General features: G+C 68.5%; 24 protein-coding genes and 2 pseudogenes. 14 read left to right on the forward strand and 12 right to left on the reverse strand.

Translation table 11 applies throughout. From position 1 onward, the window contains the following. Positions 1–89: 89 nt before the first annotated feature. Both lpdA and CEK68_RS03295 read left to right on the forward strand, forming a co-directional pair. The gene (gene lpdA / locus CEK68_RS03290; RefSeq protein ID WP_152238522.1) at positions 90–1,898 is read left to right on the forward strand and encodes a dihydrolipoyl dehydrogenase; all 1,809 of its coding nucleotides are present in this window, start codon (positions 90–92) and stop codon (positions 1,896–1,898) included. A gap of 61 nt (positions 1,899–1,959) precedes the next feature. After that, complete coding sequence (locus tag CEK68_RS03295; RefSeq protein ID WP_152238523.1) at positions 1,960–2,247, forward strand: hypothetical protein; 288 nt, start codon at positions 1,960–1,962, stop codon at positions 2,245–2,247. Between the two features lie 134 nt (positions 2,248–2,381). Here CEK68_RS03295 and CEK68_RS03300 read toward each other — a convergent pair whose 3' ends face one another. Continuing rightward, positions 2,382–3,194: a hypothetical protein gene (locus CEK68_RS03300; protein WP_193314086.1), complete on the reverse strand. Its 813-nt coding sequence runs from the start codon at positions 3,192–3,194 to the stop codon at positions 2,382–2,384. A gap of 446 nt (positions 3,195–3,640) precedes the next feature. Between CEK68_RS03300 and CEK68_RS03305 the strand changes: the two genes are divergently transcribed. The 10 genes from CEK68_RS03305 to CEK68_RS03350 all read left to right on the forward strand — a co-directional run bounded on the left by CEK68_RS03305 (position 3,641) and on the right by CEK68_RS03350 (position 12,080). Beyond that, a complete protein-coding gene (locus CEK68_RS03305) occupies positions 3,641–4,006 on the forward strand; it encodes an ATP synthase subunit I (RefSeq protein ID WP_026143249.1) in 366 nt (121 codons plus the stop codon). A 26-nt stretch (positions 4,007–4,032) separates the two neighbouring features. After that, positions 4,033–4,827 carry a F0F1 ATP synthase subunit A gene (gene atpB, locus CEK68_RS03310; RefSeq protein ID WP_152238524.1) on the forward strand — a complete coding sequence of 265 codons (795 nt, stop codon included), beginning with the start codon at positions 4,033–4,035 and terminating at the stop codon, positions 4,825–4,827. 77 nt (positions 4,828–4,904) lie between these two features. Further along, positions 4,905–5,204: a F0F1 ATP synthase subunit C gene (gene atpE, locus CEK68_RS03315; protein ID WP_010340497.1), complete on the forward strand. Its 300-nt coding sequence runs from the start codon at positions 4,905–4,907 to the stop codon at positions 5,202–5,204. A 114-nt stretch (positions 5,205–5,318) separates the two neighbouring features. Next, a complete protein-coding gene (locus CEK68_RS03320; RefSeq protein WP_010340680.1) occupies positions 5,319–5,789 on the forward strand; it encodes a F0F1 ATP synthase subunit B in 471 nt (156 codons plus the stop codon). A gap of 1 nt (position 5,790) precedes the next feature. After that, positions 5,791–6,318 carry a F0F1 ATP synthase subunit delta gene (locus tag CEK68_RS03325; protein ID WP_152238525.1) on the forward strand — a complete coding sequence of 176 codons (528 nt, stop codon included), beginning with the start codon at positions 5,791–5,793 and terminating at the stop codon, positions 6,316–6,318. 147 nt (positions 6,319–6,465) lie between these two features. Beyond that, positions 6,466–8,013, forward strand: a complete 1,548-nt coding sequence (gene atpA, locus CEK68_RS03330) for a F0F1 ATP synthase subunit alpha (RefSeq protein WP_026143773.1) — start codon at positions 6,466–6,468, stop codon at positions 8,011–8,013. A gap of 116 nt (positions 8,014–8,129) precedes the next feature. Further along, a complete protein-coding gene (atpG, locus tag CEK68_RS03335; protein WP_017913606.1) occupies positions 8,130–8,993 on the forward strand; it encodes a F0F1 ATP synthase subunit gamma in 864 nt (287 codons plus the stop codon). 122 nt (positions 8,994–9,115) lie between these two features. Further along, positions 9,116–10,522: a F0F1 ATP synthase subunit beta gene (gene atpD, locus CEK68_RS03340; protein ID WP_017910295.1), complete on the forward strand. Its 1,407-nt coding sequence runs from the start codon at positions 9,116–9,118 to the stop codon at positions 10,520–10,522. Positions 10,523–10,697: 175 nt separating this feature from the next. After that, on the forward strand, positions 10,698–11,120 hold the full coding sequence (locus CEK68_RS03345; protein WP_017910296.1) for a F0F1 ATP synthase subunit epsilon: 423 nt from the start codon (positions 10,698–10,700) through the stop codon (positions 11,118–11,120). 414 nt (positions 11,121–11,534) lie between these two features. Next, positions 11,535–12,080, forward strand: a complete 546-nt coding sequence (locus CEK68_RS03350; protein WP_148828041.1) for a chorismate mutase — start codon at positions 11,535–11,537, stop codon at positions 12,078–12,080. A gap of 235 nt (positions 12,081–12,315) precedes the next feature. Here CEK68_RS03350 and CEK68_RS03355 read toward each other — a convergent pair whose 3' ends face one another. After that, complete coding sequence (locus CEK68_RS03355; RefSeq protein WP_193314087.1) at positions 12,316–12,699, reverse strand: GtrA family protein; 384 nt, start codon at positions 12,697–12,699, stop codon at positions 12,316–12,318. A 140-nt stretch (positions 12,700–12,839) separates the two neighbouring features. Here CEK68_RS03355 and glmU point away from each other — a divergent pair, with 140 nt between their 5' ends. Both glmU and CEK68_RS03365 read left to right on the forward strand, forming a co-directional pair. Beyond that, positions 12,840–14,207, forward strand: a complete 1,368-nt coding sequence (glmU, locus tag CEK68_RS03360) for a bifunctional UDP-N-acetylglucosamine diphosphorylase/glucosamine-1-phosphate N-acetyltransferase GlmU (protein WP_152238526.1) — start codon at positions 12,840–12,842, stop codon at positions 14,205–14,207. A gap of 3 nt (positions 14,208–14,210) precedes the next feature. After that, positions 14,211–14,732, forward strand: coding sequence for a GNAT family N-acetyltransferase (locus tag CEK68_RS03365; protein ID WP_152238527.1), 522 nt, complete (start codon positions 14,211–14,213; stop codon positions 14,730–14,732). Positions 14,733–14,824: 92 nt separating this feature from the next. On the opposite strand, the gene CEK68_RS03370 is transcribed toward CEK68_RS03365, so the two are convergent. From CEK68_RS03370 to CEK68_RS03410, 10 genes and pseudogenes are all read right to left on the reverse strand, one after another. Continuing rightward, complete coding sequence (locus tag CEK68_RS03370) at positions 14,825–16,180, reverse strand: HAMP domain-containing sensor histidine kinase (RefSeq protein ID WP_017916671.1); 1,356 nt, start codon at positions 16,178–16,180, stop codon at positions 14,825–14,827. Positions 16,181–16,246: 66 nt separating this feature from the next. Next, positions 16,247–16,465, reverse strand: a pseudogene (locus CEK68_RS21445) (hypothetical protein); the annotation flags it as partial. Between the two features lie 134 nt (positions 16,466–16,599). Continuing rightward, positions 16,600–17,514 (reverse strand): annotated as a pseudogene (locus CEK68_RS03375) (sigma 54-interacting transcriptional regulator); the annotation flags it as partial. Between the two features lie 102 nt (positions 17,515–17,616). Continuing rightward, positions 17,617–18,852, reverse strand: coding sequence for an FtsX-like permease family protein (locus tag CEK68_RS03380; RefSeq protein WP_152238528.1), 1,236 nt, complete (start codon positions 18,850–18,852; stop codon positions 17,617–17,619). Then, a complete protein-coding gene (locus CEK68_RS03385; protein WP_152238529.1) occupies positions 18,849–20,180 on the reverse strand; it encodes an ABC transporter permease in 1,332 nt (443 codons plus the stop codon). The genes CEK68_RS03380 and CEK68_RS03385 overlap by 4 nt, the downstream gene beginning before the upstream one ends. Positions 20,181–20,216: 36 nt before the next feature. After that, on the reverse strand, positions 20,217–21,437 hold the full coding sequence (locus tag CEK68_RS03390) for an FtsX-like permease family protein (protein WP_152238530.1): 1,221 nt from the start codon (positions 21,435–21,437) through the stop codon (positions 20,217–20,219). Positions 21,438–21,474: 37 nt separating this feature from the next. Further along, positions 21,475–22,776 carry an ABC transporter permease gene (locus tag CEK68_RS03395; RefSeq protein ID WP_152238531.1) on the reverse strand — a complete coding sequence of 434 codons (1,302 nt, stop codon included), beginning with the start codon at positions 22,774–22,776 and terminating at the stop codon, positions 21,475–21,477. Positions 22,777–22,824: 48 nt separating this feature from the next. Beyond that, positions 22,825–24,054 carry an FtsX-like permease family protein gene (locus CEK68_RS03400; RefSeq protein ID WP_152238532.1) on the reverse strand — a complete coding sequence of 410 codons (1,230 nt, stop codon included), beginning with the start codon at positions 24,052–24,054 and terminating at the stop codon, positions 22,825–22,827. A gap of 171 nt (positions 24,055–24,225) precedes the next feature. Beyond that, positions 24,226–25,452 carry an FtsX-like permease family protein gene (locus CEK68_RS03405; protein ID WP_152238533.1) on the reverse strand — a complete coding sequence of 409 codons (1,227 nt, stop codon included), beginning with the start codon at positions 25,450–25,452 and terminating at the stop codon, positions 24,226–24,228. Positions 25,453–25,498: 46 nt separating this feature from the next. Continuing rightward, positions 25,499–26,794: an ABC transporter permease gene (locus CEK68_RS03410; protein WP_152238534.1), complete on the reverse strand. Its 1,296-nt coding sequence runs from the start codon at positions 26,792–26,794 to the stop codon at positions 25,499–25,501. Positions 26,795–26,826 lie beyond the last annotated feature (32 nt).

The raw sequence follows: 26,826 nt of genomic DNA on the forward strand, positions 1-26,826 counted from the left end.
CCCCACCTGCGCGCGCCGCCTGTTTGCGCGGTCGCGCCGACGAACTGCAAACGCCCCTCGCCGCGGCGAAGGGCCACAGGAGAAGCTGCATGGCGGTCATTGAGGTCAAGGTCCCGGATATCGGCGACTACAGCGACGTTCCGGTCATCGAGGTGCTGGTCGCCGTCGGCGACACGGTGAAGAAGGACCAGGGCCTGGTGACGCTGGAGTCGGACAAGGCCACGCTGGAAGTGCCGTCCGCGGCTGCCGGCGTGATCAAGGAACTGAAGGTCAAGCTCGGCGACACCCTGTCCGAGGGCGCGGTGATCGCGCTGCTGGAGACCGCCGACGGCGCCGCTGCGGCGCCCGCCGCGGCCCCGGCCGAGGTGCCGGCCGAGGTGCCGGCCAGCAAGCCGCCGGTGGCGCCGTCGCACCGCGCGCCGGCCGAGCCGCCGGCACCCAAGCCGGCACTGTCCAGCGGCAAGCCCGCCGACATCGAATGCAAGATGGTGGTGCTCGGCGCCGGCCCCGGCGGCTACACCGCCGCGTTCCGTGCCGCCGACCTGGGCCTGGACACGGTGCTGATCGAGCGTTACGCCAGCCTCGGCGGCGTCTGCCTCAATGTCGGCTGCATCCCCTCCAAGGCCCTGCTGCACGCGGCCGCGGTGATCGACGAGGTCGCCCATGCCGGCGATTTCGGCGTGGACTTCGGCAAGCCCAAGATCACCTTGGACAAGCTGCGCGAGTACAAGGAAAAGGTGGTCGGCAAGCTCACCGGCGGCCTCGCCAGCATGGCCAAGCAGCGCAAGGTGCGCACCGTCACCGGCGTGGCCAGCTTCGTCTCGGCCAACGAGCTGGAGATCGTCGGCGCGGACGGCAAGACCCAGTTGCTGCGCTTCGAGCACTGCATCGTCGCCGCCGGCTCGCAGGCGGTGAAGCTGCCGAACTTCCCGTGGGACGACAAGCGGGTGATGGACTCCACCGACGCGCTGGAACTGCAGGAGATCCCCAAGACCCTACTGGTAGTCGGCGGCGGCATCATCGGCCTGGAAATGGCCACCGTGTACAGCGCGCTGGGCAGCAAGGTCACCGTGGTCGAGTTCATGGACCAGCTGATGCCGGGCGCCGACAAGGACCTGGTCAAGCCGCTGGCCGACCGCTTGAAGAAGCAGGGCGTGGAGGTCCATCTCAAGACCAAGGCGGCCGAGGTCAAGGCCGACAAGAAGGGCATCACCGTGACCTTCGAGGCCGCCACCGCGGGCGAGACGCCGGCGCTGGCCGCCACCACCTACGACCGCGTGCTGGTCGCGGTGGGCCGCGCGCCCAACGGCAAGAAGATCGGCGCCGACAAGGCCGGCATCAACGTCACCGAGCGCGGTTTCATCCCGGTCGACCGGCAGATGCGCACCAACGTGCCGCATATCTTCGCCATCGGCGACATCGTCGGTAACCCGATGCTGGCGCACAAGGCCACCCATGAGGGCAAGCTGGCCGCGGAAGTGGCCGCCGGCGAGAAGAAGGAGTGGGTGGCGCGGGTGATCCCGTCGGTGGCCTACACCAACCCGGAAATCGCCTGGGTCGGCGTCACCGAGACCGAGGCCAAGGCCAAGGGCCTGAATGTCGGCGTGGCCAAGTTCCCGTGGGCGGCCAGCGGCCGCGCGATCGGCATCGGCCGCACCGAGGGCTTCACCAAGCTGATCTTCGACGAGGAGACGCACCGCATCATCGGCGGCGCGATCGTCGGCGTGCACGCCGGCGACCTGCTGGCCGAGATCGGCCTGGCGATCGAGATGGGCGCGGAGGCCGAGGACATCGGCCACACCATCCACGCGCATCCGACCCTGAGCGAATCGGTCGGCATGAGCGCCGAGGTCTACGACGGCACCATCACCGACCTGTACATCCCGAAGAAGAAGTGACGCCGCCCGGCGCGACCGTGCCGCTGCGTGCGGTGCGGTCGCGGCCGTGGTGAATCCACGCATGGAGGTCGCCGTGGGGCAGGGCACCCTATGTCCCGAACTGCAGGCCCTGCTGCAGCGCGAACTGGCCAGCGGCAACCGCATCGCCGAGCCGCCGCGCCGGACCGACTGGCCGCATCCTGGCTCGGTCTTCGTGTCGCTGAAGCGCGACCTGCGCAGCGACGTGGCGGCGTTGCCGGCGATGGTGCGGCATGCGATCTGCACCGATCCGCACTACGGCTGGCACGACGAGTGCTACTGCACGACGCACCAGCATCTGCTGGTGGCGGGAGCGACCAAGCCGCCGTGAGCCTGTGTCGGCTGCCGCAGCGCTGCCACCGCCTCTGCGATCTGCCGCGCACCCCGTTGAACGACAAAACCCCGCATCGCTGCGGGGTTCTGCATGGAACCGCTCGCGGGTCCCGGGTCCCGGGTCCCGAAAGATCAGAACGCGAAGGTCACGCCCGCGACCGGACCCTTGAACTCCTGCTTCAGGCCGATCGCGGCGTTGCCGCCTTTGCGGTCCACGTCGAGCTTGAACCAGTCGTAGCCGGCAAAGATGCCGAAGTTGCGGGTGAAGCGATATTCGGCGATGGCGTTGGCGCGGCTCAGGTCGCCGTCGTATTTCTTGAAATCGCCCCACTTGGTGTTGACGTACTGCCCCTGCACATTGAACAGCCAGTGTTCGTTCGGGTGCGCGGTGAAGCGCAGGCCGACCACCGGCGCGGCGCCGTCGTCGCTTTCGTCGACGAAGGTGCCGGTGTACAGCGGGCCCAGGTCGGCATAGGCCTTGCCGTTGACCTTGGCCCACTCGGCACCGAGCTGCAGGCCCATGCTGAACTGCGGCGTATCGATCACCGAGTAGTCGTACACCAGGCTGGCGACCTGATACTTCAGTTGGCCCTTGACGAAGCTGCCCGACGGCACGGTGACGCCGCCATAGCTGACGTCCTGGCCCAGCTCCTCGCGGCGGTCCTTGTCGTACTTGAAGTAGTCGAAGATCAGGCGCTGACGGGTGCTGATGTGGAACACGCCGTCCACGCGCGGCTCCCACTCCTTGCCGCCCAGCTTGAAGTCCTGCGACCCGGAGATGGCATTGCCGTTGATGACGGTGTTGCCGCGCAGGGTGTTGTTGTTGTCGACGTTCATCGCGCCCAGGCGCAGGGTGAAGCGGTCGTCGCCGTCTTCGGCGTGGGCGGGCAGGGCGTAAGCGGCGGCGAGCGCGCACGGCAGCGCCAGGGCAAGCAAGTGTTTCATGGGGGACAAGCTCCGTCGTCTTGGGATTTTTTTGATGAGGCGTCGATGGCTGGGCCATCGCGTGCCGTCACTATCCTTAAATTTGCGTCCACCATTCGTGAAAGTATGGTGGCCCGGGCCGCCACGCCCGTCCCAGAACGCGCGACGAAAAGAGCCCCGGGAGGACCGGGGCTCGGTGGGTCTGCGCTGTGGGCCGACGAGGATGGGCGCAGTCCCTGTCCGATCAGACAGCGCAGTGGACAGAAAGTTCCTCCGCAAAGGCGTGCTGCAATGCCGCATTCGGCGCCGGCGGCGGGCGGTGGCCGTGTTATCGTCTACGGGCGGATGGGCATTCGGACGCGGCCAGGACCCCTGGCGGTTGTCTCGCAAATTGTCCCATTGCTATAATTCCGCGGCTCGACGGACGCGAAGACGTCCTCAATCCACCACCAATTGCAGGATTTTCTGTGCTGAACTCCGTTGATGCGGGTCGGCGGCTGATGCTGCGCGCAGCGATTTACCCGCTGGTGGCGGTGGCCGTGGTGTCCCTGCTGTTCCTGCTGCTGGGACCGAAATACGCGATGGGCGCCGCCGCAACCGGGCTGGCGACCGTGGCAGGGGGATGGCTGGCCGCACGCACCGCGCTCAATGGCGGCGTGCAGGCGGCGGGTTCGGCGCTGGCGCGGTTGATCGTGGCCATGGTGCTGAAGTGGGTGTTGGTGTTCGCGGTGCTGGCGCTGGGCTTTGCCTGGTGGCGGTTGCCTCCTCTGGCCCTGTTGGCGGGTATCGCCGTCGGGCTGATGTTCCAGGTTCTGGCTCTGGCCAGGCGTTGATCGAATCAAGAAAAGGCTCAGGACTCATGGCGGGCGAGGCACTAACCCCTACCTCCTACATCCAGCACCACCTCAAGAACCTCACTTTCCAGGTGCAGGAAGGCGGGTTCTGGCAGTTGCACGTCGACACCCTGGTGATGTCGCTGCTGATGGGCCTGCTGATGGTGTTAGGCTTCTGGCTGGCCACGCGCAAGGCCACCGCCGGCGTGCCCGGCAAGTGGCAGGCGTTCGTGGAGATCCTGCTGGAGTTCGTCGACCGCCAGGCCAAGGACACCTACCACGGCACCAGCAAGCTGGTGACCCCGATCGCGATCACCCTGTTCTTCTGGATCCTGATGATGAACCTCATCAAGATGATCCCGGCGGACTTCATCGCCAAGCCGCTGGAACTGCTTGGTGTGCATGCGTGGAAGCCGGTGCCCACCGCCGACGTCAATGCCACCCTGGGCATGTCGATCAGCGTGTTCTTCCTGATGCTGTTCTTCTCGCTGCGCTCCAAGGGCGTGGGCGGGATGACCAAGGAATTCCTCACCGCGCCGTTCGGCAAGTGGATGCTGCCGTTCAACCTGATCCTCAATATCGTCGAATGGCTGAGCAAGCCGGTGTCGCTGGCGATGCGACTGTTCGGCAACATGTTCGGCGGCGAGATCGTGTTCCTGCTGATCTGGGTGCTGGGCGGTGCCGGCATCCTCGGTGCGCTGGCCGGCGGCGCGTTCGGCTTCGGCTGGATGCTGTTCCACCTGCTGGTGATTCCGCTGCAGGCGTTCATTTTCATGATGCTGTCCATCGTGTACCTGAGCCTGGCGGAAGACAGCCACTGACGTTTCTGTTTCACGCGTTCTAAGCAACCCTTCGTTCGATTCACCATCCTCAAGCAACTTTGTTCCTGGAGAAAACCATGTACTTCGCCGTCCTGACCAACCTCGCCCAAGTCCAGAGCTCCACCGTCCTCGCCGTCGGCATCATGATCGGCCTGGCCGCGCTGGGCGCCGGCCTCGGTCTGGCCATCATGGCCGGCAAGTTCCTGGAATCGGCCGCGCGCCAGCCGGAACTGATCCCGGTGCTGCAGGTCCGCATGTTCATCACCGCTGGCCTGATCGACGCCGCGTTCATCATCAGCGTCGCGGTCGGCCTGCTGTTCGCGTTCGCCAACCCGATGATCGGCGAGTTCGTCGCGCGTCTGCCGCAGGGCGGTTGATCCCGTCGTACCGGCGTGCGGTCGCCATCGGCGGCCGCCGCTACGGATGAAGGTTCGGACGCGTCGCCGTGCTGGCGGCGCGTCCACCCCGTCACCATTGGCTGAGCGTACCCCATGAATATCGGTCTCACCCTCTTTGCCCAGGCGCTGGCGTTCGCCGGTCTGATCTGGATCGTCGCGACCAAGATCTGGCCGCCGCTGATGCAGGCCATCGAAGAGCGCCAACAGAAGATCGCCGAAGGCCTGGCCGCCGCCGATCGCAGCCAGAAGGATCTGGCGCAGGCGCAGGAAAAGGTCAACGAAGCGTTGAAGGACGCCCGCATCAAGGCCAACGAGATCATCGATCAGGCCCATGCGCGCGCCAACCAGATCGTCGAGGCGGCCAAGCACGAGGCGATCGTCGAAGCCACCCGGCAGAAGGAACTGGCCCAGGCCGAGATCGACGCCGCGGCCAACCGCGCGCGCGAAGACCTGCGTCGCCAGGTGTCGCTGCTGGCGGTGAGCGGCGCCGAGAAGCTGCTCAAGCGCGAAATCGACGCCAACGCCCACAAGGCGCTGCTCGACGAGCTGGCGGCGGAGATCTGAGATGAGCCAGGCCCTCACACTGGCGCGTCCCTACGCTCGCGCCGCGTTCGCCGCGGCCAGCGACGCCGGCAAGCTCGCGCCCTGGTCGCAGGCGCTGGCGTTCTCCGCCCAGGTCGCCGCCGACCCGCGCGTGGCCGCGCTGCTGCACAACCCGCTGCTGCAGCGGGAGCAGGCGGTGTCGCTGCTGGCGCCGGACGCGGCCGACGAGCAGTACCAGCGCTTCCTGAGCCTGCTGGCCGAAGGCCAGCGGCTGCCGCTGCTGCCGGAGATCGCCGGGCTGTACGACCAGCTGCGGGCCGAGGCCGAGCGCGTGGTGCAGGCCAACGTGACCTCCGCGACGGCGCTGAGCGAAGCCGAGGTGGCCTCGCTGAAGGTGGCGCTGAAGCAGCGCTTCGGCCGCGAGGTCGAGATCACCACGGCGGTGGACGCTTCGCTGATCGGCGGCGCGGTGATCGATGCCGGCGACGTGGTCATCGACGGTTCGTTGAAAGGCAAGCTGTCGCGTCTGCAATCCGCACTGGCCCACTAAGAAACGGGAATGGCGAATAGAGAGGAGAGAACCCGGCCCGGCGGCGACGCCACCCGCGATTCCCGATTCCCCATTCCCGATTCTCAAAGAAGCTAACCACACGTCGCCATCCGCCGCTGCGCGATGGACGATCCGAAGGAAACCAAGATGGCAACCACGCTCAACCCCTCCGAAATCAGCGAACTGATCAAGAACCGCATCGAGCAGGTCAAGCTGGCCGCGGAGTCGCGCAACGAAGGCACGGTCACCAGCGTGTCCGACGGCATCGTGCGCATCTTCGGCCTGGCCGACGTGATGCAGGGCGAAATGATCGAACTGCCGAACGACACCTACGCCCTGGCGCTGAACCTGGAGCGCGACTCGGTCGGCGCCGTGGTGCTCGGCGACTACGAGAACCTGCGCGAAGGCGACGTGGCCAAGACCACCGGCCGCATCCTGGAAGTGCCGGTGGGCAAGGAACTGCTGGGCCGCGTGGTCAACGCGCTGGGCGAGCCGATCGACGGCAAGGGCCCGCTGGGCACCAGCCAGACCGCGCCGGTGGAGCGCGTGGCGCCGGGCGTGATCTGGCGCAAGTCGGTCGACCAGCCGGTGCAGACCGGCTACAAGTCGGTCGACGCCATGATCCCGATCGGCCGCGGCCAGCGCGAGCTGGTCATCGGCGACCGCCAGACCGGCAAGACCGCGCTGGCCATCGACGCGGTGATCAACCAGAAGAACACCGGCATCAAGTGCGTGTACGTGGCGATCGGGCAGAAGGCCTCGACCGTCGCCAACATCGTGCGCAAGCTGGAAGAGAACGGCGCGCTGGCGCACACCATCGTGGTCGCCGCGACCGCCTCCGAATCGGCGGCGATGCAGTACATCAGCGCCTACGCCGGCTGCACCATGGGCGAGTACTTCATGGACCGCGGCGAAGACGCGCTGATCGTGTACGACGATCTGTCCAAGCAGGCCGTGGCCTACCGCCAGATCTCGCTGCTGCTGAAGCGCCCGCCGGGCCGCGAAGCCTACCCGGGCGACGTGTTCTACCTGCACAGCCGCCTGCTGGAGCGCGCCGCGCGCGTGTCCGAGGAGTACGTGGAGCAGTTCACCAAGGGCGAGGTCAAGGGCAAGACCGGTTCGCTGACCGCGCTGCCGATCATCGAGACCCAGGCCGGCGACGTGTCCGCGTTCGTGCCGACCAACGTGATCTCGATCACCGACGGCCAGATCTTCCTGGAAACCGACCTGTTCAACGCCGGCATCCGCCCGGCGGTGAACGCCGGTATCTCGGTGTCGCGCGTCGGCGGCGCCGCGCAGACCAAGATCATCAAGAAGCTCTCCGGCGGCATCCGCATCTCGCTGGCGCAGTACCGCGAGCTGGCGGCGTTCGCGCAGTTCGCCTCGGACCTGGACGAAGCCACCCGCAAGCAGCTCGAGCGCGGTCAGCGCGTCACCGAGCTGATGAAGCAGAAGCAGTACATGCCGATGTCCATCGCCAACCAGGCGCTGTCGATCTACGCGGTCAACGAGGGCTACCTCGACGACGTGCCGGTCAACAAGCTGCTGGCGTTCGAAGAGGGCCTGCACGCCCACTTCGCCAACACCCAGGGCGAGCTGATCGCCAAGGTCAACGACACCGGCGACTGGAACGGCGACATCGAGGCCGCGTTCAAGAAGGGCATCGGCGAGTTCAAGACCACGGGTAGCTGGTAAATCAGTTGCCGGGAATCGGGATTAGAGAATAGGGAATCGTAGGAGCGGGATCCGGGCTTGCCCATTCCCGATTCTCCATTCCCCATTCCCACGAAGCGAGCAAAGCGAGCGAGAGCATGGCAGGCGGACGCGAAATCAAATCCAAGATCAAGAGCGTGCAGAACACCCGCAAGGTGACGCGCGCGCTCGAGATGGTCTCGGCCTCCAAGATCCGCAAGGCGCAGGATCGGATGAAGACCTCGCGTCCGTACGCGCAGGCGATGAAGCAGGTGATCGGGCATCTGGCGCAGGCCAGCACCGATTACACGCATCCGTTCCTGGTGCAGCGCGAGTCGGTCAAGCGCGTCGGCTACATCGTGATCTCCTCCGATCGCGGCCTGGCCGGCGGCCTGAACAACAACCTGTTCCGCAAGATGCTGGGCGAAGTGCGCCAGTGGCAGGACCAGGGCGCGGGCGTGGACGTGGTCACCATCGGCCAGAAGGCCTCGGTGTTCTTCCGCCGGATCAAGGTGGACATGGTCGGCAGCGTCAGCCACCTCGGCGACCTGCCGCAGCTGGAGCAGTTGATCGGCGTGATCAAGGTGATGCTGGACGCGTTCACCGAAGGCAAGCTGGACCGCGTGTATCTGGTCTACAACCGCTTCGTCAACACGATGACGCAGAAGGCCAGCTTCGACCAGCTGCTGCCGCTGCCGGCGTCCGAGAGCCAGGTCGCGCACCACGACTGGGACTACCTGTACGAACCCGATGCCGCGAGCGTGCTCGAGCACGTGATGACGCGTTACATCGAGTCGCTGGTGTATCAGGCGGTGCTGGAGAACGTGGCGTCCGAGCATGCGGCGCGTATGGTCGCGATGAAGGCGGCCAGCGACAACGCCAGCAAGCTGATCAGCACCTTGCAGTTGGTCTACAACAAGGCGCGTCAGGCTGCGATCACCCAGGAAATTTCCGAAATCGTCGGCGGCGCAGCCGCTGTGTAGCCGGGAATGGGGAATGGAGAAACGGGAATGGTCGAAGCAGCAGCGCTTGATCTTCCCATTCCCGATTCCCCGTTCCCCATTCCCGACACCAGATTCGCATAGACATTAGTGGAGTTATCCAAATGAGTCAGGGCAAGATCGTTCAGATCATCGGCGCGGTCGTCGACGTCGAATTCGCGCGTGCCGATGTGCCGAAGGTGTACGACGCACTGAAGGTCGACGGCACCGCCATCACGCTGGAAGTGCAGCAGCAGTTGGGCGACGGCGTCGTGCGTACGATCGCCCTCGGCTCCACCGACGGCCTCAAGCGCAACCTGGTCGCCACCAACACCGGCCGTGCGATCTCGGTGCCGGTCGGCGCCGGCACGCTGGGCCGCATCATGGACGTGCTGGGTCGTCCGATCGACGAGGCCGGCGACGTGCAGGCCACCGACCATTGGGAAATCCACCGCGCGGCGCCGACCTACGAAGACCAGTCCTCGGCCACCGAGCTGCTGGAGACCGGCATCAAGGTCATCGACCTGATGTGCCCGTTCGCCAAGGGCGGCAAGGTCGGCCTGTTCGGCGGCGCCGGCGTCGGCAAGACCGTCAACATGATGGAACTGATCAACAACATCGCCAAGGCGCACTCGGGTCTGTCCGTGTTCGCCGGCGTGGGCGAGCGCACCCGCGAGGGCAACGACTTCTACCACGAGATGAAGGACTCCAACGTCCTGGACAAGGTGGCGATGGTGTACGGCCAGATGAACGAGCCGCCGGGCAACCGCCTGCGCGTCGCGCTGACCGGCCTGACCATGGCCGAGTACTTCCGCGACGAGAAGGACGCCTCGGGCAAGGGCAAGGACGTGCTGCTGTTCGTCGACAACATCTACCGCTACACCCTGGCCGGTACCGAAGTGTCGGCGCTGCTGGGCCGCATGCCGTCGGCGGTGGGCTACCAGCCGACCCTGGCCGAGGAAATGGGCGTGCTGCAGGAGCGCATCACCTCGACCAAGTCCGGCTCGATCACCTCGATCCAGGCCGTGTACGTGCCCGCGGACGACCTGACCGACCCGTCGCCAGCGACCACCTTCGCCCACCTCGACGCCACCGTCGTGCTGTCGCGTAACATCGCTTCGCTGGGTATCTACCCAGCGGTGGATCCGCTCGATTCGACCAGCCGCCAGCTGGACCCGAACGTGATCGGCCACGAGCACTACGACACCGCCCGCCGCGTGCAGTCCACCTTGCAGAAGTACAAGGAACTGAAGGACATCATCGCGATCCTGGGCATGGACGAACTGTCCGAAGAGGACAAGCAGGCCGTGTCGCGCGCGCGCAAGATCGAGCGCTTCTTCAGCCAGCCGTTCCACGTGGCCGAAGTGTTCACCGGCTCGCCGGGCAAGTACGTGTCGCTGAAGGACACCATCCGCGGCTTCAAGGCCATCGTCGACGGCGAGTACGACCACCTGCCGGAGCAGGCCTTCTACATGGTCGGCGGCATCGAGGAAGCGGTCGAGAAGGCCAAGAAGATGGCCGAGAAGGCCTGATCTGGACGCCGGCCGCAGGCGGCCGGCATCCGGGAATGGGGAATCGGGAATCGAGAATCGTCAAGGCGGGACAACTGGAATCTGATGCATCGCGTAATGGTCGAGAAACGGCACACCCGCTTCTCCCCATTCCCGATTCCCGATTCCCGATTCCCGCCTCACCCAGTGAGGCACCATGAGCACCATCCGTTGCGACATCGTCAGCGCCGAGCATGAGATCTACCACGGCGACGCCACCCTGGTGGTCGCGACCGGCGAGCTGGGCGAGCTGGGCATCGCGCCCAAGCACGCGCCGTTGATCACCCGGCTCAAGCCCGGCAAGGTGGTGGTGACCACCGCGAGCGGCGAGCAGCTGGATTTCGCCATTTCCGGCGGCATCCTCGAGGTGCAGCCGCAGGTGGTGACGATCCTGGCCGACACCGCGATCCGCGCGCAGGACATCGACGAGGCGTCTGTGCGCAAGGCCAAGGAAGAAGCCGAGCGCCTGCTCGCCAACCGCGGCGAAGGCATGGACGTGGCTGAGGCGCAGGCCAAGCTGGCCGAGGTCACCGCGCAGCTGCAGGCGCTGGAGCGTCTGCGCAAGAACCTCAAGCACTGAGTTCACCGCCCCGCGGCCTGATGGCCGCATGCGCGACGACGACGCCGGCGTTTGCCGGCGTTGTCGTGTCTGGGAGATGGGGGTCTCCTTCGCACGCCGCCTCCGCGTGCATGTGGGGGATCACCTCGCGGATCCGGCTTGCCGCACTCTGTGACGCGCAGGCGCATTGGATCGCCGTGAAGATCGCATTCCTGCGGCGCAGCTCGAGATCGAGCTGGACTGCGACGCAGCGCACGGCGCTGGCTTGCTGGTCGCTGACTCGGCCGCGCTGGCATGCGACAAGACGCGGGTGCGGTCATCGTGCGGTCGGTGGACTGCGGCAAGATGGCCGCCCGATCTGCGGTTCATCCCCCACCCGCAGACGGTTACCGGAGAACCGAGATGAGCCTGTCCGCTGCCGTTCCTCGTCCCTGCATGCATGCGCTGACCGCCGTGCTGGCCGGCGCCCTGTTGATGGGATGCGCATTGCCCGCACGCAGTGCCACCCCACTGGAGCCGCTGCTGGATCGCATCGTCGAGCGCAATGCGATCGGCGACCAGGTGGCGCTGAGCAAGTGGGACAGCGGCAAGCCGGTGCTGGATGCCACGCGCGAGGCCGCGGTGCTGGCGAGCGTGCGCGATCAGGCGCCGGCCCACGGCGTGGATCCGGACGATGCGGCGCGTTTCTTCGGCATGCAGATCGAATCCAACAAGCTGGTGCAGTACGAACTGCTGTCGCGCTGGCACCTGCGCGGCCGCGCGCCCAACAGCCCGCGCCCGGACCTGACCGCACTGCGCGCGCGCCTGGACCAGCTGCAGGGCGAGATGCTGGACGCGTTGCAGGCCAGCGCCACGCTGCGCCAGGCCCCGGATTGCCCGGCCACGACCGCGCGCGCGGCCGAGGCCTATGCGCTGCGCTGGCAGCTCGACCAACTGCACCGCACCGCGCTGGTGCGCAGCCTGGGCGATTTCTGCCATTGAGTCGTCGGTAGCGGGGCCGATGGCGCGTTGCCTGCGCCCAACGGGGCGCTGAAGCCGATTTGGCGCTCTGCAGGCCCGATCCGCGCTGGCCGTCTAGGCTTCGCTCGTCGCGACTGAAGTCGCTCCCACAGGGATGCTCCCGGCATACGTTAGGTCTTTTGTGGGAGGGGCTTCAGCCCCGACAGCCGGCGCCGAGCGCACGCAGCGGTGCCGCCTGCCTGCCGTGTCGCCAGCGCTAGCGATACACCAACTGCCGGCCCAGGAAGAACGACACCACCGCCAGCATGCCTTCGACCAGCGGCTTGGCCAGCCAGGCCAGGCGCAGGCCCAGGGCGTGGGCGCACAGCGCCACCAGCCAGGTGCTGAGCGCGGTGAGCACGAGCCACATGGCCATGAAGCGGCCGAAGCGGCGCCAGCCCAGCCGCGCGTCGTCGTCGCTGGCGAAGGTGATGCGGCCGTTGAGCCAGAACCCGAGCAGGGCGCCGCAGACGCGGCCCAGCACGTTGCCCGGGACCGTCGGCATGCCGGCCGCGGTGGCGGCGACGAACACGCTCCAGTCGACCAGCAATTGCAGCAGGCCGATCAGCAGGAACTGGCTGCCCTGGCGCAGGAGACCCATGAACATCCGCAGGAGAAGACGATCGCGCATGCTAGCGCCTGCGGCGCCGATGTGCAGCCCGCCGCGTGTGGCGCGGTCGTGACGGCAGACGTGGCCGGCAGCCTCTAGAATTCGTCGTCCACCCGCAACGGAACCGCCCCATGAGTCTGCCCCTGCACGTCGTGATCCTCGCCGCCGGCGCGGGCAAGCGGATGAAGTCGGCCAAGCCCAAGGTGCTGCAGCCGATCGCCGGCCGGCCGATGCTGGCGCATGTGATCGAGACCGCGCGCCACCTGCAGCCGGACGCGATCCACATTATCCATGGCCACGGCGGCGAGGCGGTGCTGGCGGCGTTCGCCGACCAGCCGGACCTGCTGTGGGCCGAGCAGGCGCAACAGCTGGGCACCGGCCACGCGGTGCAGCAGGCGATGGCGGCCGTACCCGACGCGGCCACGGTGCTGGTGCTGTACGGCGACGTGCCACTGATCCGCGCCGAGACCCTGACCCGCCTGCTGCATGCGCCCGGCCGCGTCGCGGTGCTGGTGGCCGAGCCGGAGGATCCCACCGGCTACGGCCGCATCGTGCGCGATGCTGCCGGCAAGGTCGCGGCGATCGTCGAGCAGAAGGACGCCGACGACGAGCAGCGGCGCATCCGCACCATCAACACCGGCATCGTCACCGCCGAGTCCACCGCGCTGAAGCGCTGGCTGGCGCAGTTGCGCAACGACAACGCGCAGGGCGAGTACTACCTGACCGACGTGTTCGCCGCCGCTGCCGCCGAGTTCACCCCGGCCGAGATGGTGCTGGTGGCCGACCCGATCGAGGCCGAGGGCGCCAACGATCCGTGGCAGCTGGCGCAACTGGAACGTGCCTGGCAGTTGCGCGCGGCGCGCGCGTTGTGCGAGCAGGGCGTGCAACTGATCGACCCGAACCGCCTGGACCAGCGCGGCCGCGTGCGCGCCGGCCACGACGTGCGCATCGACGCCAACGTGATCCTGGAAGGCGAGGTGGAACTGGGCGACGGCGTCAGCATCGGCCCGTTCGTGCGCTTGAAGGACGTGGTGCTGGGGCCGGGTACCGAGGTGCGTGCGCATTGCGACCTGGAAGGCGTGGTCGCCGAGGGCGCGGTGCAGATCGGCCCGTTCGCGCGGCTGCGCCCGGGCACGGTGCTGGCCGATGGCGTGCACATCGGCAACTTCGTCGAGACCAAGAAGGCGGTGCTCGGCGTCGGCAGCAAAGCCAATCACCTGACCTACCTCGGCGACGCGACCATCGGCAGCGGCGTCAACGTCGGTGCCGGGGTGATCACCTGCAACTACGACGGCGTCAACAAGTCGCAGACGGTGATCGGCGATGGCGTGTTCGTCGGCTCCAACAGCGCGCTGGTGGCGCCGCTGGAGATCGGCGACGGCGCCACCATCGGCGCCGGCTCGGTGATCACCCGCAGCGCGCCGGCCGGCAAGCTGAGCGTGGCACGGGTGCGGCAGGAAACCGTCGAAGGCTGGAAACGCCCGGGCAAGCGCGACTGAGGCATGGCCGGGCGCATTCGTCTGGCGCGCGCGCAGGAGTTGGCGCGGTTGCCGGAGATCGAACGGCGCGCCGGTGCCCTGCTGCAAGGGCATCCGGCGCAGGCCGTGTTCGCGACGCACGGACTGGATGCGGAGGCGCTGCGTGCCGGATTGGCGCGCGAGCAGTTATGGGTGGCGCTGGACGAGGACGAACATTGCGTCGGCTATCTGCTCGGCGGGCGCCTGGACGACGGCTTCCACGTGCAGCAGATGGACGTGGATCCCGATGCCGGGCGCCGTGGCCACGGTCGTGCGCTGCTGCGGCATGCGCGCGCCGCCGCGGCAGTTGCTGGTTTCCAATGCATGCTGCTGACCACCTTGCGCGACGTGCCGTGGAATGCGCCGTTCTACGCCAACGAGGGCTTCGTCGAGATGCCGCCTGCGCAGTGGGGCCCGCAGTTGCGGGCGACCTGGCGACAGGAAGCCGCGCTCGGTTTCCCGATGCACCTGCGGGTGGCGATGCGCTGTCCGCTGCCGTCGCACTGAGCCTCGCGGCCGGCTCGCCGCTTCTCAGCTCGCCGCGACCGCTGCATTCCTAGGGAACCGGATCCCCAATCCCCAATCCCGGCCCCAAAAAATCAGCCCCGCTCCCCCTGTGGCAACTGCACCGTCACGCACAGTCCGCCTTCGTCGCGGTTGTGCAGCGACAGGCGGCCGCCGTGGGCTTCGACGATCTCGCGGGTCAGGGCCAGGCCCAGGCCGGTGCCGTTGCGCTTGGTCGAGTAGAACGGCATCAACGCGTTGTGCAGCACCGCCTCGTTCATGCCGCTGCCGCGGTCCAGTACTTCCAGGCGCAGCCAGTCCGGGCGGGTGGACACGCGCACGCGCACGCCATCGGCCGGCGTCTGCCCCTCGGGCAGGGACTCGTGGGCGTTCTTGACCAGGTTGAGCAGCGCCTGCTGCAGTTGCGCCGGATCGACCCGGCTGTGCAGGTCGGGCGACTCCAGGTCCAGCGCGAACGGAATCTGCTGCTGCAGCCCGGCCAGGAACTGCGCCCAGTGCACCGTCTGCAGTTGCGGCTGCGGCAGCTTGGCGAAGCGCGCGTAGCCGCGGATGAAGCCTTCCAGGTGCCGCGCGCGTTCCTCGATGGTGCCGAACACCTCTTCCAGCCGCTCCACCTTCTGCCGCCGCACCAGCTCGGCGCCGGAGTGCGCCAGCGAGGCAATCGGCGCCAGCGAGTTGTTGAGCTCGTGGCTGATCACCCGGATCACCTTCTTCCAGGTGTGCACTTCCTGGCGGCGCAGTTCGGCGGTGAGCAGGCGGATCAACAGCAGTTCGTGCGGGCGGCCGTTGAGATGGAAGCGGCGCTGCGACAGGTGGTAGATCTGCTCCTCCTCCGGGTCCTCGTCGCTGCCTTCGATGGCGAACAGGCTGTCGCCACCGCGCGAGATCGCCTCGCGCAGCGGCGCCGGCACGCCCAGCAGCAGGTCGTCCAGGCGCTGTCCTTCCAGCTTCCAGCCGCTGTGCAGCAGCTTGCGCGCGGCCAGGTTGGAGAACACCACGCGGCGCAGGCCGTCGCCGCCCTTGGAGGTGAGCAGCATCGCCACCGGGGTGTTCTGCACCATGGTGTCGAGCATCAGCTCGCGCTGCGCCAGGCCCTGGCGCTGTTCGCGCAGGATCTCGCCCAGTTGCGCGTGCGCGGCGACCATCTCGCCCAGTTCGTCGTCGCCGCGCCAGTGCACGCCGAAGTTGTATTCGCCGTCGCGGTAGCTGCTGACGGTGCCGGCCAGGGCGCGGAACAGCGAGCGCATCGGCGCGGTGGCGCGCCGCAGCGTCCACCACATCAACAGCAGCAGGGCCAGCGCCGAGGCCGTGACCACTTCCCAGCCGCGGTCCATCCAGTAGGCCAGCAGCCACGGCAGGGCGGCGGCCAGCGCCAGCACCGGCAGCAGGCGCAGGAACAGCATGACGGTGAAGGAGCGGCGCAGTTTCATTCGCGCGGGATGCCGTAGCGGTCCATGCGCCGGTACAGCGCCTGCCGGCTCATGCCCAGTTCGGCGGCGGCCTGGGCGATGACGCCGTGCGCACGGCTCAGCTCGGCCACGATGCGCTCGCGGTCGGGTTCGGCGGCGGCGGCCGCGCGCGGGGCCGCCGGCTTCGGCAGGTTGAGGTCGGCGGACTCGATTTGCGCACCGCCGGCCAGCAGTTCGGCGCGCTGCACCACGTTGCGCAGTTCGCGCACGTTGCCGGGCCAGGCGTGGCGCTGCAGCGCTTGGCACGCGCCGGCCGACAGCGGCTTGTCGCCGGAGAGGAAGTGTTCGGCCAGCGGCACGATGTCGCCGGGGCGCTCGGCCAGCGCCGGCAGCGACAGTTCCACCGCGTTGAGCCGGTAGTACAGGTCCTCGCGGAAGCTGCCGTCGCGGATCATCGCGGTCAGGTCGGCATTGGTGGCGCTGATCACCCGCACCTTGACCTGCCGCTCGCGGTTGGAGCCGAGCCGCTCGAACCGGCCGGTCTCCAGCACCCGCAGCAGCTTCATCTGCCCGGCCAGCGACAGGTTGCCGATCTCGTCCAGGAACAGCGTGCCGCCGTCGGCGGCCTCGAACTTGCCCTCGCGCACCTTGTTGGCGCCGGTGTAGGCGCCGGCCTCGGCGCCGAACAGCTCGGCCTCGATCAGTTCGGCCGGGATCGCGCCGCAATTGAGGGCCACGAACGGGCCACGCCGCACCGAGGAGTTGGCCTGGATGATCTGCGCGATCTTCTCCTTGCCGCTGCCGTTGGGGCCGGTGATCAGCACCGGCAGTTCCGAGCGCGCCACCTGGCAGGCCAGCGCGATCGCGCGCTCGCTGGCGGGGTCGGCGAACACCGCGCCGCACAGGTCGTAGCGCTGCGCCAGCTGCTGGCGATGGCGGCGTTCGCCGTCGCGGCGGCGCTCCAGTTCGCGGCGGGTCTCGGACAGTTCCAGCAGGTTGTTGACCGTGGTCAGCAGCTTGCGGTCGTCCCAGGGCTTGGCCAGGTAGTCGGCGGCGCCGGCCTTGACCAGTTCCACCGCGCTGCTGAGCTGGGTCCAGGCGGTCAGCAGGATCACCGGCAGATCCGGATGGCGCGTGCGGATCGCCTCGAACAGGGCCACGCCTTCCTCGCCGGAGGTGGTGTCGGCGGTGAAGTTCATGTCCTGCAGGACCAGATCGATGTCGCCCTCGCCCAGGCGCTGCAGGCCGGCCTGCGGGCTGTCGGCATGGACGGTGTCGATGTCGTGCAGGGAGAACAGCACTTCCAGCGCGGTGGCGACCGCGGGGTTGTCGTCGATGATCAGCAGGCAGGGCATCGTGCACCTTGGGCGCGGCGGGACACGCCGGCGGAGAAGAACGGACCAGGCGGCATCATCGCAGCCCGCGCGCGGCTTGTCGTGCCTGCGTGCATCGGCGGCTCAGACACTGCGGGTGGCCACCGCCGGCGGCACCGCCGCGGCGCGGCGTGCGGGCGCCAGGATCGCCAGCTGGCCGAGCAGCAAGAGCGCCGCAGCGACGGTCGGCAGGTAGCCCAGTGGCAGGCGCGGCAGGTCGTAGCGCTGCAACAGCGCTTGATTGAGCAGCAACGCCAGCACCATGCCCGCGACGCTGCCGGCGCTCACGATCAGCAGGTTTTCGGTCTGGAAATGGCGCAGGATGTCGCGACGGGTCGCGCCGATGGCGCGGCGGATGCCGATCTGGCGCGTGCGTTGCTGCACCCAGAAACTGGCCAGCCCGCCAATGCCCAGGGCGGTCACGAACAACAGGCCCGTGGTCGCCGCGAGCAGCAGCCCGATCATGGTGGCATCGCGCTGGAAATAGCGCTGCCGCAGCTGGGCGTAGCTGCGGCGCCCTTCGGCCGGAATCAGCCGCAGCGGTCCTGCCTGCGCCAGCGCGTCGGCCGCCGCGGCCAGGATCCGTTCGCGGTCCTGCGGCGCGCTGCGCAACAGGTACTGCACCTGGTTGCCCGCGGGCAACTGCGGCGACAGCGCGGCCAGATGGTCGACCGCTGCGCCGCGCAGCGTCGTGCGCAGCAGATCGTCGACGACGCCGACGACGACGGCGCCCTGGACTCCGCCATACAGCGTTTTGCCGACCGCAGGTTGACCTGGCCACAGTTGCCGCGCCAGCGCGCGGGTGACGATCACGGCGCTCGGTGTGGCGGTGGAATATTCGTCGGCACGGAAGTCGCGGCCGGCGATCAGGTGGGCGCCCATGGCCTGCACGAAACCGGGCGAGCCGCTGTAGTACGTGGCCTGGATGCACCCTGTATCGTCCATCGACTGCCGCGCCATCGCGCGGTCCAGCGTCTGCCGGTCGGGGCAACCGCCATAGTCGTTGGCGCCGCCGGACAGCGGCAGGCTGAAGCCGATCGCGGCGGCCGCGGTGACACCGGGAATGCTGCGCAACGCCCGCAGATCGGATTGCTGCTGGGCCAGCGCATTGCCATCGCTCTGGACGCCGCGAACCGAGATCAGCGCCAGTTCTTCCTCGGGCAAGCCGCTGGAGACCCGCAGACGTTCGATGCGCCCACCGATCAGGAACACGGCGTTGGCGACGAAGGCGCAGGTCAGTGCGACCTGCAGCGCCAGCAGCGCGGCGGTCAGGCGGTGATGCTGCAGGCTGGAGAGGATGGGGCGGATCGGCAGATTCATGTCAGGTCCTTGATCTGCAAGGCGGGGTTGATCCGGCTGGCCCGCCAGGCGGGCAGCAGGCCCGCCAGCAGGGCGGCGATCACCGCCAGTGCTACGGTGGCGAGCAGCATCTGCAGGTCCATCCGCGCCAGCCTGGCGTAGTCGTCCGGGCGCTGGCGCACGCTCCACAGACCCAGTTCGGCGATCGCGATGCCAACGGCGCCACCGAGCAATCCGATCAGCGCGGCCTCGCTGCCGAACTGCAGGAACACGTGGCCGCGGCGGGCACCGAGCGCGCGTCGCACGCCGATCTCGCCACCGCGACGCAGGAATTTCGCCAGCAGCAAGGCGATCACGTTGACCAGGCAGATCCACAGGAAGCCCAGCGCCAGCAGCGTCTGCAGGCGCACATCGTCGGGCACCATCCGCAAATGGTGCAGCCAGTCCATCAACGCATACAGGCGCGCCCGCTCCGGCGGCCGCTGGAAGCGGCCGCTGGCGTGCTGTGTCGCGGCGTAGTCGTAGAGCAGGCGCTGGTAGGCGGCGACCTGTTGCGGCGTGTCCAGGCGCACCCAGAACTGCAGCCAGCTGGTCGAGGGATCCTTGCGTCGCGCCGCGTCGTCGCCGTTGAAGCTGTTCCAACTGCTGATGTTGCTGTTGACGTCCAGCGCCAGTTCCATCGCGGTCGACAGCGGCAGGAAGAAATCGTCGCGCTGGCCGAAACTGCCCTTGCTGCCAGGGTCGGCGTAGAACAGCGGTTGCGGATCCCAATCGCCGGTCACGCCGATTACCTCGAAGCCGATGCGCTTTTCCCCGAGCGCCACCCGCTGGCCGACCGGATCGCGCGCGCCGAACAGGGTGTCGGCCAGGGTGCGGCTCAGCACGATGACGCGGGCGTGGCGCTGGTCGTCCGCCGTGCTCCAGCCGTGCCCGCGCTGCAATGGGATGCCGAACAGGGCGAAGAACCCGGCGCTGGTGTAGCGGCCGCTCAGGTCGAGCGGCGCTTGCGTCGCCCGCGGCGGCCACAGCAAGACCTGCCCGCCGGCCATCGCCGCCTGCGGCGTGGCGGGTGCGGCGCGCAGCAGCGCCATGGCGTCGGGCCAGGTAAGGTTGTCGGCCGGATCGCCCCACTCCTGGTTGTCCGGGTAGCTGCTCGGCAACGGATCCAGATGCGGTGTGTAGAGCGCAGCGCTCCTGTCCGGCAGCGGGTCGCGCGACATCACGTGCAGCACCGTCAGCATGGTCATGCTCGCGCCGATGCCCAGGCCGATCGCCAGCACCATCAGCGCGGTGGCGATCGGCGTGCGCCGCAGGCTGCGCCAGGCCAGCAGCAGATAATGGTTCAGCATCCTGCCTCTCCTCGTTTGGACGGTGGCCGCGTTCGCTCAGACACTGCGCGTGGCCACCGCCGGCGGCACCGCCGCGGCGCGACGTGCGGGCGGCAGCACTGCGAGCTGGCCGAGCAGCCACAGCACCACCGCGCCGACCGGCAGGTACCACAACGGCAGCCGCGGCAGCTCGTAAGCGCTCATCAGATACAGGTTGGCGGCATAGGCCAGCAGCATGCCGAGGACGATGCCGGCGCTGGCGAGCAGGAAGTTCTCCAACTGGAAATGCCGCAGGATCTGCGTGCAGGTAGCGCCGAGCGCGCGGCGGATGCCGATCTGCTTGGTGCGCTGCTGCACCCAGAAACTGGTCAGGCCGACGATGCCCAGGGCGGTGACCAACAGCAGCAGGACGCAGACGCCGACCAGGAGCCAGGCCATCGCCTGGTCGTCGCGGTAGTAGTCCGCGCGTGCTTGTTGCAGGGTCTTGCCGCCGTTCATCATCCGCCGTGGACCGTGTTGCGCCAGCGTCGCCTTGGCTTGCCGCAGCACTGCCTCGCGCTGCGCCGGATCGCGCACGCGCAGCAGGTAGGTGCCGCGATCGTAGGCGACGTTCACCGGGAACAGCATCGTGTCCTCGTAGTGGCCGACGTTCCCTCCTTCGCGGGGTTGCACCAGGCGTTGCACCACGCCGACGATGCGGTGTTCGCCGTAGACGTAGATGGTGCGGCCCACCGCGTTCTGGCCGGGGAACAGGCGTTGCGCCAGCGATTGGCTGAGGATGACCGAGGGCGGGATGCGCTTGGCCACCGGATCGCGCAGTTGCGCGTCGTCGATGAACTCGTCGTCCGCGAAGCGGCGCCCTGCGACCAGATGCAGCCCCAGGGTATCGAGCAGCCGCGCGTCGCCGAAGTACTGCACCGCGTGCAAGGTGCTGCGTTCCTGGTCCGGGCGCAGCGACACGCCGCTGTAGCCGAGCGAATCGCCGAACAGCGGCTGGTTGATGATGCTGGCCTCGCGCACACCCGGAATGCGGCGCAGCGCGTCCAGGTCGGCGCGGGTCTGCGCTGCGCCATTGCCGTCGCTGACCACGCTGCGGCTGCGCAGTTGCACCAGTTCCTGCTCGGCGGCACCGCTGGGCCGCTGCATGCGCTCGAGCCGCTGATCGATCAGGAACAGCGCGTTGCAGACGACGGCGCAACTGAAGGCGATCTCCAGCACGATCAGGCTGGCGGCGACGCGGTGCTTGCGCAGACTGGAGAGGATGGGATGGAGGGACACGGTGGGAGTTCCTGGCGGAGAGGGCGCGCGCGGCGCGTCATTGCGACTTGAGTTGCAGGGCGGTGGACACGCGCATCGCCTGCCAGGCCGGCAGCAGGCCGGCGAGCAGCGCGCTGCCCAGGCTCATCGCCAGGGCGAGCAGCAACATGCGGCCGTCCAGGTGCGCCAGCGCGGCGTAGTCCGCCGGCTGCTGCCGCACCAGCCAGGTGCCGATCCAGGCCAGCAGCAGGCCGCCGGCACCGCCGGCCAGGCCGATCGCCGCCGCTTCGATCAGATGCTGGGCGAAGATCGTCCGCCGCGAGGCGCCGAGCGCGCGGCGCACGCCGATCTCGCCGCTGTGGCGCAGGAACTTGGCCAGCATCAGCCCGGCGGTGTTGAGCAGGCAGATGCCCAGGAACGCCAGTGCCAGCCCCACCTGCAGACGCACGTCGGAGGGCACGGCGTGGTTGCGGTCCAGCCAGGTCATCACGTCGCTGAGGCGGATGTCCGGCGGATGGCGGAAGCGTCCCGCGTCGCGCTGCTGCCGCGCATAGGCCTGCAGCGCGTCCAGGTAGGCGGCGCGCTTGCCGGGGCTGTCCAGTTCCACCCAGTACTGGATCCAGGCGCAGGGGGCGTTCGCGCTGGTCCTGTTGCCGGCATGGTCGCCCCAGCAGGACATCGAGCCGCTGACGTCCAGGTCCAGGTCGCGCGCGGTGGAGAACGGCACGAACACGTCCTCGCTGTCGCCATATTCGGTGTTGGTCAGGTCGTAGAAGCGCGGGTTCATGTCCCAGACGTCGATCACCCCGACCACCCGCAGCACGGCATCGCCGAGCTGGAGCTGGCGGCCGACACTGTCCACGTCGCCGAACAGCTGGGTATTGAGTCGCCGCGAAATCACCGCGACACGTGCGCGCCGGGCATCGTCGTCCGCGGTCCAGGTGTGGCCGTAGCGCATCGGCACGGCGAACATCGGGAAGAAGTCGGCGCTGGTGTAGCGCGCTTCGGCGCCGAACGGGGTCAGCTGCGGCTGCGCCGGCACCACCGTCACGCTGCCGGCCGACATCATCGCCTGGCGGTCGCCGCGCCTGTCGCGCAGCAGCGCCTCGGCATCGCGGCGGGTCAGTTGCTGCGGGTCGGTGTCGTTCGGATCGTAACGGTCGTCCGGTTCGACGTTGAGTTCGACGTTGAACAGCTGCCCGCTCTTGCCGGGAATGGGATCGGCCGCCAGCACGTGGAACACGGTCAGCGTGGTCATCGATGCGCCAATGCCGACCGCGATCGCCAGCACCATCAGGGCGGTCAGCAGGCGGTTGCGACCGAAGCTGTGCAGCGCCAGTTTGCAGTAGTAGCCGAACATCGTGGCGTCCTGGAGAAGGGGGCGGTGGCGGGCGATGGAAGGACGGGATCAGAGGCTGCGGGTGGCCACGGCCGGCGGCACCGCCGCCGCGCGCCGCGCCGGCGCGAGCACCGCGCACTGGCCGAGCAGCCACAGCGTCGCCGCGCCGAGCGGCAGGTAGGACAGCGGCAGCCGCGGCAGTTCGTACCGGCCCATCAGCCACTGGTTGATCGCGTACGCCAGCAGCATGCCCAGCGCGATGCCGGCGCTGGTCAGCAGGAAATTCTCGGCCTGGAAGTCGCGCAGGATCTGGCTGCGGGTGGCGCCGAGGGCACGGCGGATGCCGATCTGCCGGGTGCGCTGCTGCACCCAGAAACTGGCCAGGCCGACGATGCCCAGCGCGGTGACCACCAGCAACAACACGCACACCGCGCCGAGCAGCCACACCATGATGCGGTCGCCCTGGAAATAGGCGTCGCGGATCTCGCTGTAGGTCTGCTGATCGAGCACCAGCCGGCTGCTGTCCACCTGCATCAGCGCCGCGGTCGCCGCGGCGAGCACGGCCTGGCGTTGCGCCGGGTCGCGCACGCGCAGCACGTACACCCCGTCGGTGTAGGGCATGCGCAGCGGAATCAGCAATGCGTAGGGCGCCTGCGCCGGGCCGACCAGGTCCGGGTTGGGGCGGGCCAGGGCGTCGACGATGCCGACCACCTGCGCCGGCACGGTGCCGCGGTAGACGGTCCTGCCCAGTGCGTTCTGTCCGGGGAACATCTTCTCCGCCGCCGCCCGGTTGAGGATGACCGCGCCGCCGGCGTTGCGCAGGCGCTCGTCGTTGCGCAGGGCGTCCAGGTCCAGGTATTCGTCGGCGCGGAAATCGCGCCCGGCGATCAGGCGCAGGCCCAGCGTGCGCAGCGTGGCGTCCTCGGCCTTGTACTGCGCGGCATTGAGCGTGGGCCATTCCTGGTCGGGGGTCAGATTCAGGCCGACGTTCCAGGCGGCGTCCCCGAACGGCATCTGGTTGACGACGGTGGCGTTGCGCACGCCGGGCAGCGCGCGCAACGCAGCCAGGTCTTCGCGGGTGCGTGCCGCCGCGTCGACCTGCCGGCCGATGCCGCCGAGGGCGATCGTCACCAGTTCCGCTTCGGCGACGCCGCTGGCGCTGCGCAGGGTCGCGATGCGGTTGCCGATCAGGAACAGCGCGTTGCAGACGATCGCGCAGGCCAGCGCGATCTCCAGCACGATCAGCGTCGCCGCGGTGCGGTGCCGGGACAGCGTCGAGAGCATCGGACCCAGTGCCATGGCGGCGACGTTCAACGGCCGCGCCGCACCGGCGCCGCCAGGCCGATCGGGCACGGCTGCGGCCACGCAGGCGCGTGGCGCAGGAGACCGGAGGACGGCAGTGGGCGATGGTTGCGGGGCATGGCGCGCTCGATGGAAAAAAGGCCGGCCGGAGCCGGCCAAGGGGATGGATCAGGTGCTGCGGGTGGCCACGGCCGGCGGCACGTCGGCGGCGCGGCGCGCCGGCGCGAACACCGCCAGCTGGCCGAGCAGCCACAGCGCCACCGCGCCGATCGGCAGGTAGGACAGCGGCAGCCGCGGCAATTCGTACTTGCCCATCAGCCACTGGTTGATGGCGTAGGCCAGCAGCATGCCGAGCACGATGCCGGTGCTGGCCAGCAGGAAGTTCTCGGTCTGGAAGTAGCGCAGGATCTGCCCGCGGGTGGCGCCGAGCGCGCGGCGGATGCCGATCTGCTTGGTGCGCTGCTGCACCCAGAAGCTGGCCAGGCCGACGATGCCCAGCGCGGTGACCACCAGCAGCGCCACGCACACCGCGCCGAGCAGCCACACCATCGCGCGGTCGCCCTGGAAGTAGGCGTCGCGGATCTCGCTGTAGGTCTGCTGCTTGAGTACCAGCCGGCTGCTGTCGACCTTCATCAAGGCCGCAGTCGCCGCGTTCAGCACTTCCTGGCGCCGCGCCGGGTCGGTGACGCGCAGCACGTACAGGCCGTCGGTGTAGCTCAGCCGAAGCGGCAGCAGCATCGCGTAGTCGATCTCGGCCAGGCCGCTGGTGGCGGTGGGCCGCGCCAGGGTCTCGACGATGCCGACCACGCGGGCGCCCACCGGCCCGGTGTACACGGTCTTGCCCAGGGCGTTCTGCCCCGGGAACATCTTTTCCGCGGTGGCGCGGTTGAGGATGATCGCGGTGCCTTTCTCCTGGATCCGCTTGTCGGTCTGCGCCGCTTCCAGATCCATGTACTCGTCGGGCGCGAAATCGCGACCGGCCACCAGCTTCAGGCCCAGAGTCTTCAGCGTGCCCTCCTCGGCCATGTACTGCGCCGCGTTCAGCGTGGGCCGTTCCTGGTCCGGGGTCAGCGACAGGCTGGTGTTCCAGGAGTAGTGCACGAACGGCACCTGGTTGAGCACGGTGGCGTTGCGCACCCCGGGCACCGCGCGCAACGCGGCCAGGTCCTCGCGGGTGCGCGCAGCGGCGTTGACCTGCTGGCCGATGCCGCCCAGCGAGATCGTCACCAGTTCCGACTCGGCGATGCCGCTGGGCCGGTGCAGGGTCTCGATGCGGTTGCCGATCAGGAACAGCGCGTTGCACACGATCGCGCAGGCCAAGGCGATCTCCAGCACGATCAGCGCGGCGGCGGTCTTGTGCCGGCGCAGGGTGGACAGGATGGGGCGGATATCCATGGCGATGACCTTGTGAGAATGCGTGGAAGGCGCAGGGCGCGCAGGATCAGGACTTGAGCTGCAGGGCGGGGGCCACCTGGATGGCGCGCCACGACGGCAGCAGGCCGGCGAGCAGGCTGGCGCCCACCGCCATGGCGAAGGTCAGCGCCAGCATGCTCGGATCCAGATGCGCCAGCTTGGCGTAGCTGGCCGGCTGCTGGCGCACGGCCCACAGCCCGAGCGTGGCCAGTCCCAGGCCGGCCACGCCGCCGGCCAGGCCGATGGCGCCGGCCTCCACCAGGCATTGCGCGAAGATCGCCCCGCGCGAGGCGCCGAGCGCGCGACGCACGCCGATCTCGCCGCTGCGGCGCAGGAACTTGGCCAGCAGCAGGCCGACGGTGTTGAGCAGGCACACCAGCAGGAAGCCCATCGCCAGCCACAGTTGCAGGCGCACGTCGCCGGGCACCACTTCGTTGTGGTCCAGCCACTGCATGACGTTGCGCAGGCGCACGTTGTTGGGGCGCTGGAAGCGGCCGGCGGCGCGTTGCTGGGCCGAATAGTTCTCCAGGTAGGCCTTGTAGTCGGCGGCCTGCGCCGGGCTTTCCAGTTCCACCCAGTACTGCACCCAGGTGCAGGGCGCATTGAGCGCGGTCTGGTCGCCGTTGCTGTCGCCGAAGCAGTTCATGCTGCCGTTGCGGTCCATCTTCAGGTCCATCGCCACCGAGAACGGCAGATAGGCCTGTTCGTCCGAGCCATAGGTATTGGTGACGTCGTAGAAGCGCGGCTTGACCTCCCAGGTGTCGAGCACGCCGACGATGCGGAAGGTGTTCTGGTCCATGCGCAGTTCGCGGCCGACGCTGTCGGCGCCGTCGAACAGCTTCTCGTTGAGCTTCCGGCTGATGACCACCACGCGGTCGTGGCGCTCGTCTTCGGTGCCGGTCCAGCCGTGGCCGTACAGGAACGGCGTGTCGAACATCGGGAAGAAGTCCGCGGAGGTGAAGCGCACTTCCGACTTGAACGGTTTCAGGCCGCTCTTGGTCGGTTCGATCGCCACGCTGCCACCGGTCATCAGCGCCTGGCGCTTGGCGCGCTTCTCGCGCAGCAGGGCCTCGGCATCGAACCGGGTGTTCTGCGAATCCGGTTCCTCGCCCGGCTGGTAGCCGGACTTGGGCTGCGCATCCACCTGCACGTAGAACAGGCGGTCGCTCTTCTGCGGGATCGGGTCGCCGGAGAGCACGTAGAACACGGTCAGCGTGGTCATGCTGGCGCCGATCCCCAGGGCGATGGCCAGCACCATCAGCGCGGTGAGGACGGTGTTGCGGCGGAAGCTGCGCAAGGCGAGGCGGACGTAGTAGCCGAACATGGGAACTCCGGGGTCAGGCGCTGCGGGTGGCG

Origin of the sequence: Xanthomonas sp. LMG 12461, from assembly GCF_009192935.1 — a bacterium.
Taxonomy (GTDB): domain Bacteria; phylum Pseudomonadota; class Gammaproteobacteria; order Xanthomonadales; family Xanthomonadaceae; genus Xanthomonas_A; species Xanthomonas_A sontii.